This is a genomic window from Microbacterium sp. NPDC006705, assembly GCF_044903545.1.
Lineage (GTDB): Bacteria > Actinomycetota > Actinomycetes > Actinomycetales > Microbacteriaceae > Microbacterium > Microbacterium plantarum.
The window spans coordinates 1-15291 of sequence record NZ_JBJDQQ010000010.1 but is presented as its reverse complement, the minus strand read 5'-3'; the positions used below and the strand labels follow the sequence as shown (position 1 = coordinate 15291).

The following is a 15291-nucleotide window of genomic DNA, read 5'->3' as shown; positions in this document are numbered from 1 at the left end:
GGGGGGGGGGGGGGCGCCCCGGCGCGGGGGGGCCACCCCCCCCCCCCCCCCCGGCCGGGGGGGGGGGGGGGGGGTGGGGGGTCCCCCCCCCCCCCACCCCCCCCCCCCCCCCCCCCCCCGACGTGCCAGCGGGAGGAGGAACACGAGCCGTCGGTCCCGGCGTCAGCCCTTCCGGGTCACGGTGAGGCCGTTCTCGCCCTCGACGCGGTCCACGACCACGGTGTCCCCGTCCGCGATCTCCCCGGCGAGGATGCCGCGGGCCAGGCGGTCGCCGATCTCGCGCTGCACCAGGCGGCGCAGGGGCCGGGCGCCGTAGGCCGGGTCGAACCCGGTCTCGGCGAGCCACGCCTTGGCGGCGTCGGACACCTCGAGGGTGAGGCGGCGCTCCGTCAGGCGCGCCTGCAGGGACTCGACCTGAAGGTCCACGATCCGCGTCAGCTCGGCCACGGTGAGCGCGTCGAACTGCACGATCTCGTCCAGGCGGTTGAGGAACTCGGGCTTGAACGCCGCGCGCACCACGGACATCACGGACTCGCGCTTGGCGGCCTCGTCCAGGGTCGGGTCCACGAGGAACTGCGAGCCCAGGTTCGAGGTGAGGATCAGGATCACGTTGCGGAAGTCCACGGTGCGGCCCTGGCCGTCGGTGAGGCGGCCGTCGTCGAGCACCTGGAGCAGGATGTCGAAGACCTCGGGATGGGCCTTCTCCACCTCGTCCAGCAGCACCACCGAGTACGGGCGACGCCGCACGGCCTCCGTGAGCTGGCCGCCCTCGTCGTAGCCGACGTAGCCCGGAGGGGCGCCGACCAGGCGGGAGACGGAGTGCTTCTCCGCATACTCGGACATGTCGATCCGCACCATGGCGCGCTCGTCGTCGAAGAGGAACTCCGCGAGCGCCTTGGCGAGCTCGGTCTTGCCCACGCCCGTGGGGCCGAGGAACAGGAACGAGCCGGTGGGCCGGTTCGGGTCCGCGATGCCGGCCCGCGAGCGGCGCACCGCGTCCGCGACGGCGACGACGGCGTCCCGCTGCCCGATCAGCCGCTCGCCGAGGTGCTCCTCCATGGTGAGCAGCTTCTCGGACTCGGCGGTGAGCATGCGCCCGGCGGGGATGCCGGTCCACGCGGAGACCACCTCGGCGATGTCGTCCGCCGTGACCTCCTCGGAGACCATCGGCTCGGTGGCCGAGCGGTCGGCCTCGCGGGCGGTGCGGTCCGCCTCCTCGAGCTGCTTCTCCAGCGCGGGGATCTCACCGTACAGCAGGCGGGAGGCCTCGGCGAGGTCGCCGTCGCGCTGGGCCTTCTCGGCCAGCGAGCGCAGCTCGTCCACCTTGGCGCGCAGGTCGCCGGCCTCGTTGAGGGTGGCCTTCTCCGCGTCCCAGCGGGCGGTGAGGGCGGTGAGCTCCTCCTCGCGGTCCGCCTTCTCGGCGCGCAGGGCCTCGAGCCGCTCGACGGATGCCGGGTCCATCTCGCCCTCGAGGGCGAGCTCCTCCATGGTCAGGCGGTCCACCTGGCGGCGCAGGACGTCGATCTCCTCCGGGGCGGAGTCGATCTCCATGCGCAGGCGCGAGGCGGCCTCGTCCACGAGGTCGATGGCCTTGTCCGGCAGCTGGCGGCCGGTGATGTACCGGTGGGACAGCGTGGCCGCGGCCACGAGCGCGGAGTCGGCGATGGCCACCTTGTGGTGGGCCTCGTAGCGCTCCTTGAGCCCGCGCAGGATGGCGATCGTGTCGTCCACGCTGGGCTCGCCCACGTAGACCTGCTGGAAGCGGCGCTCCAGGGCGGGGTCCTTCTCGATGTTCTCACGGTACTCGTCCAGGGTGGTCGCGCCGATCAGGCGCAGCTCGCCGCGGGCCAGCATGGGCTTGAGCATGTTGCCCGCGTCCATGGCGCCCTCGGACGCGCCCGCGCCCACGACGGTGTGGATCTCGTCGATGAACGTGACGACCTGCCCCTCGGCGGCCTTGATCTCCTCGAGGACGGCCTTCAGGCGCTCCTCGAACTCGCCGCGGTACTTGGCGCCGGCGACCATGGCGCCCAGGTCCAGGCTGATCAGCGTCTTGCCGCGCAGGGACTCGGGGACGTCCCCGGCCACCATCCGCTGGGCCAGGCCCTCGACGACGGCGGTCTTGCCGACGCCGGGCTCGCCGATGAGCACGGGGTTGTTCTTGGTGCGGCGCGAGAGCACCTGCACCACGCGGCGGATCTCGGCGTCGCGGCCGATCACCGGGTCGAGCTTGCCGGAGCGGGCGACCTCGGTGAGGTCCGTGCCGTACTTCTCCAGGGACTGGAAGGTGTTCTCCGGGTCCTGGGTGGTGACGCGTGAGTCGCCGCGCACCTGGGTCAGGGCGGCGGCGAGCGCCTCGAGGCTCGCCCCGTTCGAGCGCAGGGCCTCACCGGCCTCGCCCAGGTCTGCGGCCACACCGAGCAGCAGGTGCTCGGTGGAGACGAACTGGTCGGAGCGCTGCTCGGCCTGGGTGCGCGCGTTCTGCACGACCTGCAGGGCGGCGCGCGAGAGCTGGGCCTGGGCCACCGTGCTGCCCTGGGTGGAGGGCAGGCGCCGGATGGCCGAGGAGGCGGCCGTGGAGACGGCGTCGGGGTCGGCCCCGGCGGCCTTGAGGACGGCCACGGCGACGGACTCCCGCTGGTCCATCAGGGCCTTCAGCAGGTGGGCCGGCTCGATCTGGGGGTTGCCGGCGGTGGAGGCGTTCATGGCCGCGGCCGAGAGCGCCTCCTGGCTCTTGGTGGTGAACTTGGCATCCATGTGCGCATCGCTCCTTCTCTCCCCCGTGTCCCGGGGGTGTCGGACAACCGTCGACGGCGGGCCATTCCCACCGCCGAGACGAAGTTGAGTCTATGTAGCTCAACTCTCTTCGTGCCAGGGCTATTCCCCGGCGCGCCGGTACGTTGGTGCCATGGCCGGCTCCACAGCGGCGCCCCGGCGCCTCCGCACGTACACCCGACCGCGGGTGTCCCTGCTGTACGTCCTGCGCCGCACCCTGCACCGGCTCTTCGAGCTGCAGGTCTGGGATGTGGCCGCCGCCATGACCTTCTTCGGGGCGCTGTCCCTGCTGCCCACCGTCATCGCCCTGCTCTCCGTGGTCTCGCTGCTGGGCGTCGAGGAGGAGACCGTGGACGCCGCGGCCCACCTGGCCGCCGAGATCTGGCCGTCGCTGACGCCCGAGGTCGTCCGCGAGTGGATCCTGACCCTCGGCTCGGCCGGGCCCGGCACCGGCGCCGTCGTCCTCGGGGCCGTCGGCACCGTGGTGTCCGCCTCGGGCGCCGTCGGCGCGTTCCACCGGGCGATGCACCGCATCCACGACACCCGCGAGGGCCGCCCCTTCCTCCACTTCCGCCTCGTGGTCTTCGTCGAGACGCTCGCCCTCATGCTCGGCGCCGTGCTGCTCACGATCCTGGTGGTCGTCGGCGGCGACCTCTCCCTGCGCCTCGGCCAGTCCGTCGGCCTGCCGGAGGAGACGGTCCAGACGTGGAACGTGGTGAAGTGGCCGGTCATCCTCGTGGTGATCGCCCTGATCGTGACCCTCGCCTACCGCCTGGGGCCCAACGTCCGGCAGCCCCGCTACCGCCCGCTCTCGCTCGGCGCCGTGGCCGTGGTGGTCCTGCTCTTCGGCGCCGCCGTGGCCCTGGGCTGGATCACGGACCGGTTCGGCCAGTTCGCCGTGGTCGGGCGGATCAACTCCGCGATCGGCGTGCTCGCCCTCGCGTGGGTGGCGTGCATCGTGCTGTTGGCCGGGGCCGCCTTCGACGCGGAGGTGCTGCGTGCCCGCCAGCTGGCCGTCGGCATCGACGCCTCCGTCGAGATCCAGCTGGCGACGCGGCACACCGCGGTGCTCGAGGACTCCGAACGGTACGAGGCCCGCAACCGCCGCCTGGCCCGGCTCGTGGCCGACGCCGTGCGCGCCGGCGAGGACCTCACGATCGACGCCACACCCCTGCTCTCCGAGGAGGGGCGCCTCCTCGCGGTCGAGTCGGGGCGGCGGGACCCGGAGGACGTCAGCTCGGGCAGCCCGTTCCACGCGGACCCGGTGTCCGACGACGGCGCCCGCCTCGAACCGACGCCCCGGCCCGTCGACTGACAGGTCAGCGCTCCCGCTTCTCGAACGCCTCGACCTGGGCACGCAGGGTGTCGGCCGCGATCTCCTCGTCGAGGCCCACCATGCCGAGGTATACGAGCTCGTCCCCGTCCGTGACGCCGCCGACGGTCATGGTGAACAGGGCCGTGTCCATGCTCGAGTTCCCCAGGGCGATGTGGGCCGCGTCCGGCACGCCGGGCACCTTCGTGAAGGCCGCCTCGACGCCGTCCGGGTCGCCGAACGTGCCGCACGTGTCGGCCAGCTCGCCGAAGAGCGCCAGCAGATCGGTGCCGTCCTCGGTGACCGCGACCATGCCGAACGCCCCGGCCTGGGAGCCGGCCAGGCCGGTGACGGCGGCCGGGTCCACCTCGTACTGGGCCAAAGCACCGCCGAGTCCGGGCGCCTGCTGCGTGTTGATCTGCTCGATGAGGTCCGCGCAGGCGCCCGTGGGGGTGACGCCCGTCAGGCTCAGGCTGGTGCTGATCGGCTCGCCGCCGCCGCCGGCCTGGGTCTCCATGTCCGTGAACACGCCGTCGGGCGCGGTCTGGGGCGTGAGCAGGACGTCCTCGAGCGCCTCCACGCGCTCCTCCTGCTCGTCCGTGAGGTCCGAACCGGCCCCCGTCGGGCCGGACTCGGAGGCGTCGGCCGACGCGGACGCCGCCACCGAGGACGAGGCGGTGGACGAGGCCGTGGCCACCGCCGTCGAGGGGGCCGCGGAGGACGACGTGGCCGCGTCCTGCGTGGGGCTCGCGGTCGCGGTGACGGTCGCCGGGGAGGCCGAGGACGCGTCGGAGGAGGGAGGGGAGGACGGGGCCTCGCCGCCTCCCCCACCGCAGCCGACGAGCGCGAGGGCGCCCACGGCGAGCAGGGACAGGGCGGCGGCGGGGCGAGCGGGGGCGGCGGTGCGGAGCATGAGAGACCTCTCAGACCGGGTGACGACGATGTGACCAGTCTGACAATCCGCACAGCGCGAGGCCAGTCCTCGTCTGCCGAGGCGCACCGCGGCAGGGCCACCGGTCGATCGACTCGCTCCGCGGGGACGAGTCGTCTCCCGGCGCCCGCGACGGCGCCCGACGCACTACGATGACCACCAATCACGGCGGAACACGTCACTCTGCCGGCTCCCTCCGACCCGCACGCCCGTCCTCCCGACGGCGGCACAGAAGGCACTCCATGACCCGCATCCACTCCCGCCTCCTCGGCGCCGTGGGGCTCACCGCGTCAGCGGCGCTGCTCACCGGCTGCGCCGTCCTCGGCGGCGACGCCGGATCCGCCGGCATCGTGTCCGACGACGACGTGAGCACCTCGTACGGCCTCGTCCAGCCCGGCGTCCTGACGGTCTGCTCCGACATCCCCTACCCGCCCTTCGAGTTCGAGGAGAAGGGTGAGCTGACCGGCTACGACATCCAGCTGGTCGAGGCGGTGGCGGAGAAGCTGGGCCTCGGGGTGAACGTGATCGACTCCTCCTTCGAGGCCATCGAGTCGGGTGCCTCGCTCACCGGCTGCGACGTGAACGCCTCGTCGATCTCCATCACCGAGGCCCGCCAGCGCGTCATGGCCTTCACCCTCCCCTACCTCGACGACGACCTCGTCCTGGTCGCGAAGAAGGGCTCCGGCATCACCGACGTCGATTCCGCGAAGGGCCGCCGGATCGGCGTGCAGGCCGCGACCACCGGCGACGAGTACGCCCAGCAGAACGGCCTGAGCCCCGTGCAGTTCGAGGACGGCGGCATGCAGATCCAGGCCCTCCAGGCCGGCACTGTGGACGCCGCCCTGGGAAACCAGTCCGTGCTGCTCTACTCGCTCAAGGACGACGATCGCTTCGAGGTGGTCGAGTCGCTGCCCACGGGCGAGCAGCTCGGCATGGCGGTCGGCCCACAGAAGGCGCAGCTCGGCTCCGCCGTGAACCGCGCGCTGCAGGAGCTGCGCAACGACGGCACCGTGGCCGAGCTCCAGGAGCGCTGGTTCGGTCAGGCACAGGAGGACTACCGATGAGCACGCAGACCCCCGTCTCGCCCGCACCGGCCATGAAGCCCGGCCGTGCGCGCCGCCGTCGCCGGCTGTCCCTGACCATCCAGGCGGCCGTCTTCGTCCTCGCCCTCGTCGTCCTGGCCGTCCTCATCGACTGGGGCGCGCTCGCCGAGAACGTCCTGAACTTCCCCGCCGTGGCCCCGATGTTCCCCAACGTGATCCTCGTGGGCCTGGGCAACACGCTGTTCTACACGGTCACCTCGTTCGTCGTCGGCCTCCTGGGCGGCATCGTGCTCGCGCTCATGCGCCTGAGCTCGTTCGGCCCGTACCGGTGGCTGGCCACCGCCTACGTCGAGTTCTTCCGCGGCGTCCCCGCGCTGCTGGTGTTCCTCGCCTTCGGCTACGGGGTGCCCTTCGCGTTCGGGGTGTCCTGGCCGATCCCCGTCGTCGTGATGGCGGCCCTGGGCATGGTCTCGGCCGCGTACATCGCCGAGACCCTGCGTGCCGGCCTGCAGGCCGTGCCCCGCGGCCAGATGGAGGCGGCCCGGTCCCTCGGCATGCCGACGTGGCGGGCCATGGTCACCATCGTGATCCCCCAGGCGTTCCGCATCGTGCTGCCGCCGCTCACCAACGAGGTCATCCTCCTGACCAAGGACTCCTCGCTGGTCTACGTGCTCGGCCTGGCCGCGCACGAGTACGAGCTCACCAAGTTCGGCCGCGACGGCATCTCCGCCCTCGACGCCGGCATGACGCCGATCCTCGTGGCCGGCCTGTTCTACCTCGTGATCACCGTGCCGCTGTCCCTGCTGGCCCGCCGGTTCGAGGCCCGTTCGACCAAGAAGGGGCACTGAGATGGCCCAGCAGAACCCCATCACCGGATCCTTCGGCGCGGTGGCCGCCGCGGACGCCGCCGGCGTGCACGTGGCCGGCCTCAACAAGTCCTTCGGCGCCAACCACGTGCTGCGCGGCATCGACCTCGACGTCGCCCCCGGCGAGGTCGTGTGCCTGATCGGCCCGTCCGGCTCGGGCAAGTCCACCCTCCTGCGCTGTGTGAACCTCCTGGAGAAGCCCGACTCGGGCGTCGTCTCGGTCGGTGAGTTCACGGTCACGGACGAGGACGTGGACCTGGACGTGCTGCGCCGCCACGTGGGCATGGTGTTCCAGCAGTTCAACCTGTTCCCGCACCTGTCCGTGCTGGAGAACTGCACCGTGGCCCAGCTCAAGGTGCTCAAGCGGGGCAAGGCCGAGGCGGCGGACATCGCCCGTCGGCAGCTGGCCCGCGTGGGCCTGGCCGAGCTCGAGGACCGCTACCCGGACCAGCTCTCCGGCGGCCAGCAGCAGCGCGTGGCGATCGCCCGTGCGCTGGCCATGGACCCGCAGCTGATGCTCTTCGACGAGCCCACCTCGGCCCTCGACCCCGAGACCGTCGGCGACGTCCTGGCGATCATGCGTCAGCTGGCCCGCGACGGCATGACCATGCTCGTGGTCACCCATGAGATGGGCTTCGCCCGCGAGGTGGCCGACCGGGTCGTGTTCATGGACGGCGGCGTCGTGGTGGAGGCCGGCCCGGCCGCCGCGGTGATCTCCGACCCCCAGCAGCCACGCACCCAGGACTTCCTGCGCCGCGTGCTGCACCCCACCGAGATCGACCTCTGAGCCTGCCCGCCCGGTGGGCGGGCAGATGCGTGAGGGGCCCCGCTCGGACCGTGGTCCGGGCGGGGCCCCTCACGCATGCGGCGGAGGCGTCAGGCCTTCTTGCGCAGCTTCTTCAGCTCGTCACGGGCCTCGCGCAGCGCGGCGACCTGCTCCTCACGGGCGGCGTGGATCGCGGCGACCTTCTCGTCCTGGGCGTCGCGGATGGCCTGCACCTTGGCGTCGCGGGCGCCCTCGATGCGGGCGGCGCGCTTCTTGGCGGCCTTGCGGCGCTTGCCGGGGCGGTTGGCCACGGAGTCGGCGGTGATGGCCAGACCGGAGCCGACCAGGAAGATGTCCTTGGCGACGCCCGTGCCCTCCTGGGACGGACGCACGCCGTCCGCCTCGGTCATCTCCGGGGTGTTCAGGTACATGGAGAACAGGCCGCCGGAGAACGCGGTCAGGGCGGAGCCGGCGAGCCAGCCCGGGACGAACGGGGCCAGCAGGGCCGAGCCCACGCCGATCTCCGTGGTCACGAGGAACTTCTTGAACTGCTCCGGCGACAGGTTGGCCAGCGCGGGCAGGCCGCGGGCGCCCATGTCGCGCAGGCCCTGGGCCTGCTCCGCGGAGATGCCGCGCTTGTTCAGGCCGGAGTTCAGGATGAACGCGCCGGAGGCCAGGCGCAGCGGAATCTGGACGATGCTCATGGAGTCTTCCTTCCAGTAGGGCCCGCGGCACGCACGTGGAGTGGGGTGTGGCGCGAACGGTCGGTGAGCGGTCAGCGCCTCCGACACTACCAACGGCAGCCCGCTCCCGCCCGCCCGGAGGCGCGACTGTGCGCGCAGAGCGGACGACGTCGGCGCCTCCACCACGTCGCGGAGGCGGTCGATGATGGACAATGGGGCGCATGCTCCCCCTCGTCACACCCCTGACCGTGGCCGCCGCCACGCCCACCGACTACGGCTGGCTCGGCAACATCGTCGTGGACATCATGGAGGCCGTCGGCCCGATCGGCGTCGGCCTGGCCGTCTTCGCGGAGAACATCTTCCCGCCCATCCCGTCCGAGGTGATCCTGCCCCTGGCCGGCTTCACCGCGGCCGGCGGCGCCTTCAGCCCGCATGCCGCGCTGGTCTGGGCGACGGTCGGCTCGATCGTCGGAGCGCTGGCCCTCTACGGCATCGGCGCGTGGCTGGGCCGCCGCCGCATGTACCGCATCGCGGACCGCATGCCGCTGGTGGACATGGAGGACGTGGCCAAGACCGAGCGCTGGTTCATCCGCTACGGCTACTGGACCGTGTTCCTGGGCCGCATGGTCCCCGTGTTCCGCTCCCTGATCTCCATCCCCGCGGGCATCGAGCGGATGAACCTCGCGAAGTTCACCCTGTTCACGGCGCTGGGCTCCCTGATCTGGAACGCGATCTTCGTCTACGGCGGCTACGCGCTCGGGGAGCGGTTCCACGTCATCTCCGAGTACGCGGACGTCTTCTCCAACATCGTCCTGGTCCTGATCCTGGCCTTCCTCGCGATCTGGGTGGTCCTGCGCCTGCGCCGTGACGCCCGCCGCCGGAACGACCCGGGCTGGCGCCCGCCGACCGCGGACGAGATGGCCGCCCGCGTCGAAGCCATCCTGGAGTCCTCCGACCACCGGAAGTGAATCGCATGCACCCCGTCCTGCCCTCCCCCCGCCGTGGCCGCGCGGCCCTCGGCCTGGCCGCCGTCGCCCTGGTGGCGCTGAGCGCCTGTGCCCGCACCGAGCCGCAGTCCGAGCCTGCGCCCGCCACGACGGCGGCCTCCGCCCTGCCGTCCATGGACATGGCCCCGTTCACGGTCGAGGTCCCCTCGCACGACCTCGAGCGGGTGCCGGAGGCGAGCGTCGCCGTGCTCGAGGGCGAGGACCCGGACCACCACGGGGCGTGGCTGCAGGTGCCCGGGGCGCCGGCCTGGACGGAGGCCATGGCCGGGGCCGTGCGCGCCCAGATCGACCAGTACCGCCGGGACACCGACCCCAGCGCGGACCCGCGCCTGGAGATCCAGCCGCAGCTCGCCGTCGTGGCCGAGGACATCGCCGCGGCCCGCCTGCTCGCCACCGAACGGCGCGGCACGGACTCCGTGTCCACCTCGCACGTGATCTGGTACTCGGCCCGCGAGGACCGCGTGTTCGAGACCGCCGATCTCTTCACCCCCGACGGCTGGGACGCGTTCCGCGCCGAGGTGCGCCAGCGCATGGCCAACGACCCGGACGTGATCGGCTCGCGCCTGGACTCGGCGGTCGACGCTCCGGAGCAGGTGGAGAACCGTCGCGTCTGGGACGCCGTGGTCTTCCTCCCGGACGGCAGCCTGATGCTCGAGGCGGACCAGGCGTCCATGGCGCCGGCCGCCGCGGGTGTTCTGACGGTGCGGATCCCCCGGGACACGGCGACCGCCTGGCTGTCCGACCTGGGCCACGTCGCCGCGGACGCCGCCTCCGCCCCCGCCGACCTGCGTCTGCCGGACCGCTCCACCCCGACCCCCGAGGAGCAGCAGCCGGAGCCCGCCCCCGAGCCGGAGCCCGAGACGTCCTCGTGGACGGAGGAGGCCACCGCCGCACCCGTGCCGCCCCCGTCCGCGCCCGCCGACACGGCGGCCCCGACGCCCAGCGCGACCACCCCGGTGCCCAGTGCGACCACCCCGGTGCCGAGCAGCACGGCCCCGTCCTCCTCGACCCCTACGCCCACCCGCTCGACCACGCCGTCCTCCCCGACGTCTCCCCCCACCTCGTCCTCGCCGTCGGGCACGGGATCCGGCAGTCCGACGCCGAGCACCCCCGACCCGACGCCGACCTCCGCGACGCCGACCCCGACGTCCCCGAGCCCGTCCGGTCCGTCCACGAGCGCGCCGGACCCGACCGAGTCCGCACCCGAGCCGACCGAGTCCGCGCCCGAGCCGACCGCCACGACGGCCTCGGCGCCCGCGTCGCCCACGTCGGGGGACCGCTCCAGCGGCACCCCCTGACCCCGGCGCCGGGCGCCGTGCGTCGACCGCGGTCTGCGCCGTCGACGCACGGCCGTGGCAGGATCGGGGCGATGACTGAGCACCTCCCCCGCCCCCGCCCGGACGCACCCGGCCCCGACGCTGTGCCGCCGCCCGCCGAGCGCGTCCACGCGCACGACCACAATCGGGACAAGGACCCTGCCCTCGTCCGACGGGAGCCGGTCTCCTTCGTCCGACGCGGCGCGCGCCTGAACGCGGGGCGGCAGGCCGTGTGGGACCGACAGGCGCAGCGGGTCCTCGTGGACGTGCCCCGCGGCCGCGGCGCCACCTCGGTGGACGCCCAGGCCCGACTGGACTGGGCAGGGGTGTTCGGGCGCGAGGCCCCTCTGCTCGTGGACATCGGCTCCGGGCTGGGCGAGTCCACGGCGCAGGCCGCCGCCGACCGGCCGGACTGGAACGTGCTCGCCGTCGAGGTCTACGTGCCCGGCCTGGCCGCGCTCATGACGCGCGTGGAGCAGCAGGGCCTGGAGAACGTCCGCGCCGTGGAGGCCAACGCCCCCGAGCTGCTGGACGCCCTGCTCACGCCCGGCTCCGTCTCCGAGGTGTGGGTGTTCTTCCCGGACCCGTGGCACAAGAAGCGGCACCACAAGCGCCGCCTGGTCTCCCCCGCCTTCGCGGACCGCGTGGCGCGGGTGCTCGCCCCCGGCGGGGTGCTGCGGCTCGCGACGGACTGGTCGGGCTACGCCGTGCAGATGCGCGAGATGCTCGAGGCGCACCCGGAGTTCGAGAACCTCTTCCCCGGGCGCGCCGCGGGCGAGGACTCCCCGCTCACGCGGGTGCGCCGCGAGGGCAGGGAGACCGAGGTGGGTGCCCAGCCGCTGCCCGCGGGTTGGGAGCGCGCGGCCGAGGAGGAGCGCCCGCTGCGGGCCGGCCTGGGCGAGGCGCGGGCCGGCGCGGCGGCCGCGGACCCCGTGGACCACGAGGGCGGCTGGGCGCCCCGGTTCGAGGGTCGACCGATCACGAGCTTCGAGGCGAAGTCCCAGCGGGCCGGGCGCCTCGTGTTCGACCTGGCGTACCGCCGCCGCTGAGTACGGGGCCCGACGGGGCCGCTCAGGCCGGGGCGACCGGCCCGGCCGGGTCGGCGCCGTCCGGGACGGGCGGCAGCGGCAGGCCGGCGGTCACCCGCGCGGTCGCCTCAAGCGTCACGGACCCGGCGTCCCGGTAGCCCCTCGGGGCGTCCCCGGGGGCCGTCGGCGACCAGCGGGCCGTGTGGTGGCCGCGGACGGCGGCCCCCGCCAGGCCGGGCCGCGGGGCCACCGGCAGCACGGCGGCGTCCGTCCAGTCCCGACGTCGGCCCACCGCGCGGCCGACCCGGGCGAGGAAGTCGCCCGGGGCCAGGGCGCGGAACGTCCGCCCGGACCGCAGGCCGAGGTGCGCGGCCCGGGCTGCCAGGGCGGCGGGCAGGCCGACCGCGCCCGAGACCACGAGGGCCTCGACGGGACGCTCGGCCGGCCACGGGGCGTCGGCGTCGTCGGGCTGCAGGCCCCGGTCCGCGAGCAGGCGCAGGGCGTGCGCGGCCACGAGCGAGCCGTACGAGTGGGCCTCCACGGCCCCGTGCACGGCGGTCCCGCGGGCGCGCAGGGCCGGGGCGGCGGCGTCGTCCTCCCCCGGCCCGTGGCGCAGGAACTCCCACCAGGCCCGCACATCCGCGGCGAGCATCGCGCCGCCGCGCCGGCCGGGGCCGTCGAGCACCACCCGCCAGGGTGTGGGCGCGGGGTAGCCGAGCCACGCGATGACGACGGGGCGGGGTGCGCCGGCGGTGCGCTGGGCGGCGGCGAGGTGGGCGGCCTCCCGGGCCGTCCCCCACATGGCCGTCTGGGGGCGGATGCCCATGCCGGAGACGAGCCAGGTCAGATGCGTGGCGGTCGCGGGGTCCCCCGCGGCGACCACCGCGCGCGGACCGTCCGTGCCGTCGAGGACGTAGTCCAGCAGATGCCGGGCGGGCAGGTGCGGGTCCATGCCCTCCGGCTTGAGGGCGTGGACGATCCCGTCCAGGGCGCTGCGGGCCTGCCGGCCGAGGCTCTCGCGCCGGGCCATGTCGGCGCGCAGCCGCTCCTGGACGCGGGACCGCGCGGCCGCCCCGAACGACGCCCGGCTCAGTCCTGCTCGGGCTGCCACGTGAGCACCCGTCGGGGGCGGGCGCCGCCGGAGGGCAGCGTCCGCAGGACGCCCGGGGAGGCCTGGCCCGCGGCGTCCGCCTCGGTCCGTGCCGCGGCCTGGCGGCGGGCGGCCACCCGGTCGGCGTACCGGGCCGAGACGTCGCCGCCGGAGCCCACGGTGAAGACGCGGGCCAGGCGGGAGGCGTGGTGGAGACTGTCCACCTGGGCCGCCAGCTCGACCACGGTGTCCTGCAGCTGCTCGACCTCGCGCTGCAGCGCGATCACGCGGCGGATGCCCTCCAGCGAGATGCCTTCGCGGCTCAGGGCCTGCACGGTCTGCAGCCGCTCGACGTCGGCCAGGGAGTAGCGGCGGTGCCGTCCGCCCTGGCGGGCGGGGACCACGAGGCCGAGCCGGTCGTACTGGCGCAGGGTCTGCGGGTGCATGTCCGCCATCTCGGCGGCCACGGAGATCACGAAGACGGGGGCGTTCCGGTCCAGACCCCGCTCGCGGCCCCGGCCCGCGCGGGCGGCGCCGTCGCGGGCGCTCACCAGGCGGCCTTCCGGGCCAGCTCCCGCCGCGGATCGTCGCCGGCCAGGGCGGACTGCAGGGCCTCGACGGCGGCGCGGGCGTCGTCGTCGAGCTCGGTGGGCACGGTGACGTGCAGCTCCACGAGCAGGTCACCCGTCGTCGTCCCACGCTCGACACCGCGGCCCTTCAGGCGCAGCACGCGGCCGGACTGGGAGCCCGCCGGCACCTTCACCTTCACGGGGCGCTCCAGCGTGGGCACCTCGATCGTGGCGCCGAGGGCGGCCTCGGGGAAGGTGACGGGCACGGTGATGCGCAGGTCGTCCCCGTCCCGGTGGAAGAACTCGTGCTCGCGCACGTGCACGGTGACCAGCAGGTCGCCGCGGCCGGCCGCACCGGGCGCGCCCTTGCCGCGGGCCCGGACCTTCTGGCCGTCGCGGATGCCCTTCGGGATCTTCACCTCGATCGTCTCGCCGTCCGCGGCGCGCAGGGACACCGTGGTGCCCTGGATCGAGCCGCGGAAGGAGATCGTGGTGGTGGCCGTGCGGTCCGCGCCCTTCGTGGGGCGCGGCCGCGCGTAGCCGGCGTCGCCGAAGCCGCCGGGGCCGAAGCCGCCGGTCTGGCCGGCGGCGCCGCCGAACATCCCGCTGAACAGGTCCGACAGGTCGGGCCCGGACTGCGTGGTGCGGGGGCCGCCCCCGCCGCCGAACATGCCGCCGAAGACGTCCTCGAAGCCGCCGCCGCCGGCACCGCCCGGGGCGGAGAACCGGGCGCCGCCGCCCATCGCGCGGATCGCGTCGTACTCCTGGCGCTCCTGGGGGTCGCTCAGGACGGCGTACGCCTCCGAGATCTCCTTGAACTTCTTCTCGGCCGCCTCGTCCCCGGGGTTCTGGTCCGGGTGGTGGGTGCGGGCGAGCTTGCGGTAGGCCTTCTTCACATCCGCGTCGGAGGCGTCCTTGGACACCCCCAGGGTCGCGTAGAAGTCCTTGTCCATCCAATCCTGCGAGGCCATGGTGCCTCCTCTCGTGTGCATCGGTCAGGGGGGGTCGGCCGGCGGCGGGGTGGGCCGCCGGCCGACGGGGTCACTCGTCTCCGGCGGAGACCATCACCTGGGCGGCGCGCAGCACGCGGCCGTCCCGGGCGTAGCCGTTGCGGAAGACCTGGACCACGTGATCCGCGGGCACCTCTGCGTGCGGCTGACGCATCACGGCCTCGTGCACGGCCGGGTCGAACTCGACGCCGGCCAGGGCCTCCTGGTCGTGGCGCTCGAGGCCGAGGCCGGCCAGGGCGGTGTCGAGCTTGGTCGCGATGGCGGCGAACGGACCGTCGGTGAGATCGCCGGCGGCGCGGGCGGCGTCGATGTCGTCGAGCACCGGCAGCAGCGCGCTGATGGCCTTGAGCACGCCGGCATCCTTGGCCAGGTCGCGGTCGCGGTCCACGCGGCGCTTGTAGTTCACGTACTCGGCCTGCAAGCGTCGCAGGTCGGTCTCGAGCTCGGCCTCACGGTCCGAGGCCGTGGGCTGCGGCGCCTCGGTCCCGGCCTGCGCGCCGGCCTCGTCGAGGATGCGCTCGGCCTGGGCGAGGACGTCGCCGTCCTCGGCCTGCTCGGCCGCGCCCTCGGCGGAGACCCGGGGCTCACCGGTCTCGGGGTCGATGCGGCGACGGTCGTTGAACACGATGGGCTCCTCCTCGGAGCCGCGCTCGGCGTCGGAGGAGCCGTGCGGACGCTGCTGGTCGGCGCTCATGGTGTGTCCTTTCGAAGCGGGTGGGCGCGGCGGGTCCGCCGCGCGGGGGGGTGGTGCGGGAAGGCCGGCGGGGGGGGGCCCGCGCGGGGGGGGGGGGGGGCGCCCCCCCCGGGGGGGGGGGCCCCCCGGGGGGGGGGGGGGGGCCCCCCCCCCCCCCCCGGCCCCCCCGGGCCGCGCAGGCCGCCCCCGCGGCCCCCCCCC

Annotated in this window: 14 protein-coding genes; 7 read left to right on the top strand and 7 right to left on the bottom strand. The window is 74.4% G+C overall.

Annotated features, from left to right (window positions below; all coding sequences use genetic code 11):
- Nucleotides 1-162 precede the first annotated feature (162 nt).
- Complete coding sequence (clpB, locus tag ACI2K6_RS16970; protein WP_396746170.1) at nucleotides 163-2757, bottom strand: ATP-dependent chaperone ClpB; 2595 nt, start codon at nucleotides 2755-2757, stop codon at nucleotides 163-165.
- 151 nt (nucleotides 2758-2908) lie between these two features.
- Between clpB and ACI2K6_RS16965 the strand changes: the two genes are divergently transcribed.
- Nucleotides 2909-4090, top strand: a complete 1182-nt coding sequence (locus tag ACI2K6_RS16965; RefSeq protein ID WP_396746167.1) for a YihY/virulence factor BrkB family protein — start codon at nucleotides 2909-2911, stop codon at nucleotides 4088-4090.
- 4 nt (nucleotides 4091-4094) lie between these two features.
- Here ACI2K6_RS16965 and ACI2K6_RS16960 read toward each other — a convergent pair whose 3' ends face one another.
- A complete protein-coding gene (locus tag ACI2K6_RS16960; protein ID WP_396746165.1) occupies nucleotides 4095-5000 on the bottom strand; it encodes a hypothetical protein in 906 nt (301 codons plus the stop codon).
- 260 nt (nucleotides 5001-5260) lie between these two features.
- On the opposite strand from ACI2K6_RS16960, the gene ACI2K6_RS16955 reads away from it, so the two are divergent.
- Genes ACI2K6_RS16955 through ACI2K6_RS16945 form a run of 3 tightly spaced genes read left to right on the top strand, consistent with a single transcriptional unit; the run spans nucleotide 5261 to nucleotide 7714 of the window.
- Nucleotides 5261-6082, top strand: coding sequence for an ABC transporter substrate-binding protein (locus tag ACI2K6_RS16955; protein ID WP_396746162.1), 822 nt, complete (start codon nucleotides 5261-5263; stop codon nucleotides 6080-6082).
- Complete coding sequence (locus ACI2K6_RS16950) at nucleotides 6079-6909, top strand: amino acid ABC transporter permease (RefSeq protein WP_396746159.1); 831 nt, start codon at nucleotides 6079-6081, stop codon at nucleotides 6907-6909. The genes ACI2K6_RS16955 and ACI2K6_RS16950 overlap by 4 nt, the downstream gene beginning before the upstream one ends.
- A 1-nt stretch (nucleotide 6910) precedes the next feature.
- Entirely contained in the window at nucleotides 6911-7714 is an 804-nt protein-coding gene (locus ACI2K6_RS16945) for an amino acid ABC transporter ATP-binding protein (protein ID WP_396746157.1), read from the top strand.
- A gap of 89 nt (nucleotides 7715-7803) precedes the next feature.
- Here the strand turns inward: ACI2K6_RS16945 and ACI2K6_RS16940 are convergent, their stop codons facing one another.
- Nucleotides 7804-8397, bottom strand: coding sequence for a hypothetical protein (locus tag ACI2K6_RS16940; RefSeq protein WP_113913835.1), 594 nt, complete (start codon nucleotides 8395-8397; stop codon nucleotides 7804-7806).
- A gap of 200 nt (nucleotides 8398-8597) precedes the next feature.
- Between ACI2K6_RS16940 and ACI2K6_RS16935 the strand changes: the two genes are divergently transcribed.
- The 3 genes from ACI2K6_RS16935 to trmB all read left to right on the top strand — a co-directional run bounded on the left by ACI2K6_RS16935 (nucleotide 8598) and on the right by trmB (nucleotide 11748).
- A complete protein-coding gene (locus tag ACI2K6_RS16935) occupies nucleotides 8598-9344 on the top strand; it encodes a DedA family protein (protein WP_396746154.1) in 747 nt (248 codons plus the stop codon).
- A 5-nt stretch (nucleotides 9345-9349) separates the two neighbouring features.
- Nucleotides 9350-10681: a hypothetical protein gene (locus ACI2K6_RS16930; RefSeq protein WP_396746151.1), complete on the top strand. Its 1332-nt coding sequence runs from the start codon at nucleotides 9350-9352 to the stop codon at nucleotides 10679-10681.
- Nucleotides 10682-10752: 71 nt separating this feature from the next.
- Nucleotides 10753-11748 (top strand): tRNA (guanosine(46)-N7)-methyltransferase TrmB, encoded by a 996-nt coding sequence (trmB, locus tag ACI2K6_RS16925; protein ID WP_396746148.1) that lies wholly within the window; start codon nucleotides 10753-10755, stop codon nucleotides 11746-11748.
- Nucleotides 11749-11770: 22 nt separating this feature from the next.
- Here trmB and ACI2K6_RS16920 read toward each other — a convergent pair whose 3' ends face one another.
- From ACI2K6_RS16920 to ACI2K6_RS16905, 4 genes are all read right to left on the bottom strand, one after another.
- The gene (locus ACI2K6_RS16920; RefSeq protein ID WP_396746145.1) at nucleotides 11771-12838 is read right to left on the bottom strand and encodes an alpha/beta hydrolase; all 1068 of its coding nucleotides are present in this window, start codon (nucleotides 12836-12838) and stop codon (nucleotides 11771-11773) included.
- Nucleotides 12817-13368: a heat shock protein transcriptional repressor HspR gene (locus tag ACI2K6_RS16915; protein ID WP_396746142.1), complete on the bottom strand. Its 552-nt coding sequence runs from the start codon at nucleotides 13366-13368 to the stop codon at nucleotides 12817-12819. The genes ACI2K6_RS16920 and ACI2K6_RS16915 overlap by 22 nt, the downstream gene beginning before the upstream one ends.
- The gene (locus ACI2K6_RS16910; protein WP_180536096.1) at nucleotides 13365-14357 is read right to left on the bottom strand and encodes a DnaJ C-terminal domain-containing protein; all 993 of its coding nucleotides are present in this window, start codon (nucleotides 14355-14357) and stop codon (nucleotides 13365-13367) included. Before ACI2K6_RS16910 ends, ACI2K6_RS16915 begins: the two co-directional genes overlap by 4 nt.
- Nucleotides 14358-14427: 70 nt before the next feature.
- Entirely contained in the window at nucleotides 14428-15090 is a 663-nt protein-coding gene (locus tag ACI2K6_RS16905) for a nucleotide exchange factor GrpE (RefSeq protein ID WP_396746138.1), read from the bottom strand.
- Nucleotides 15091-15291 lie beyond the last annotated feature (201 nt).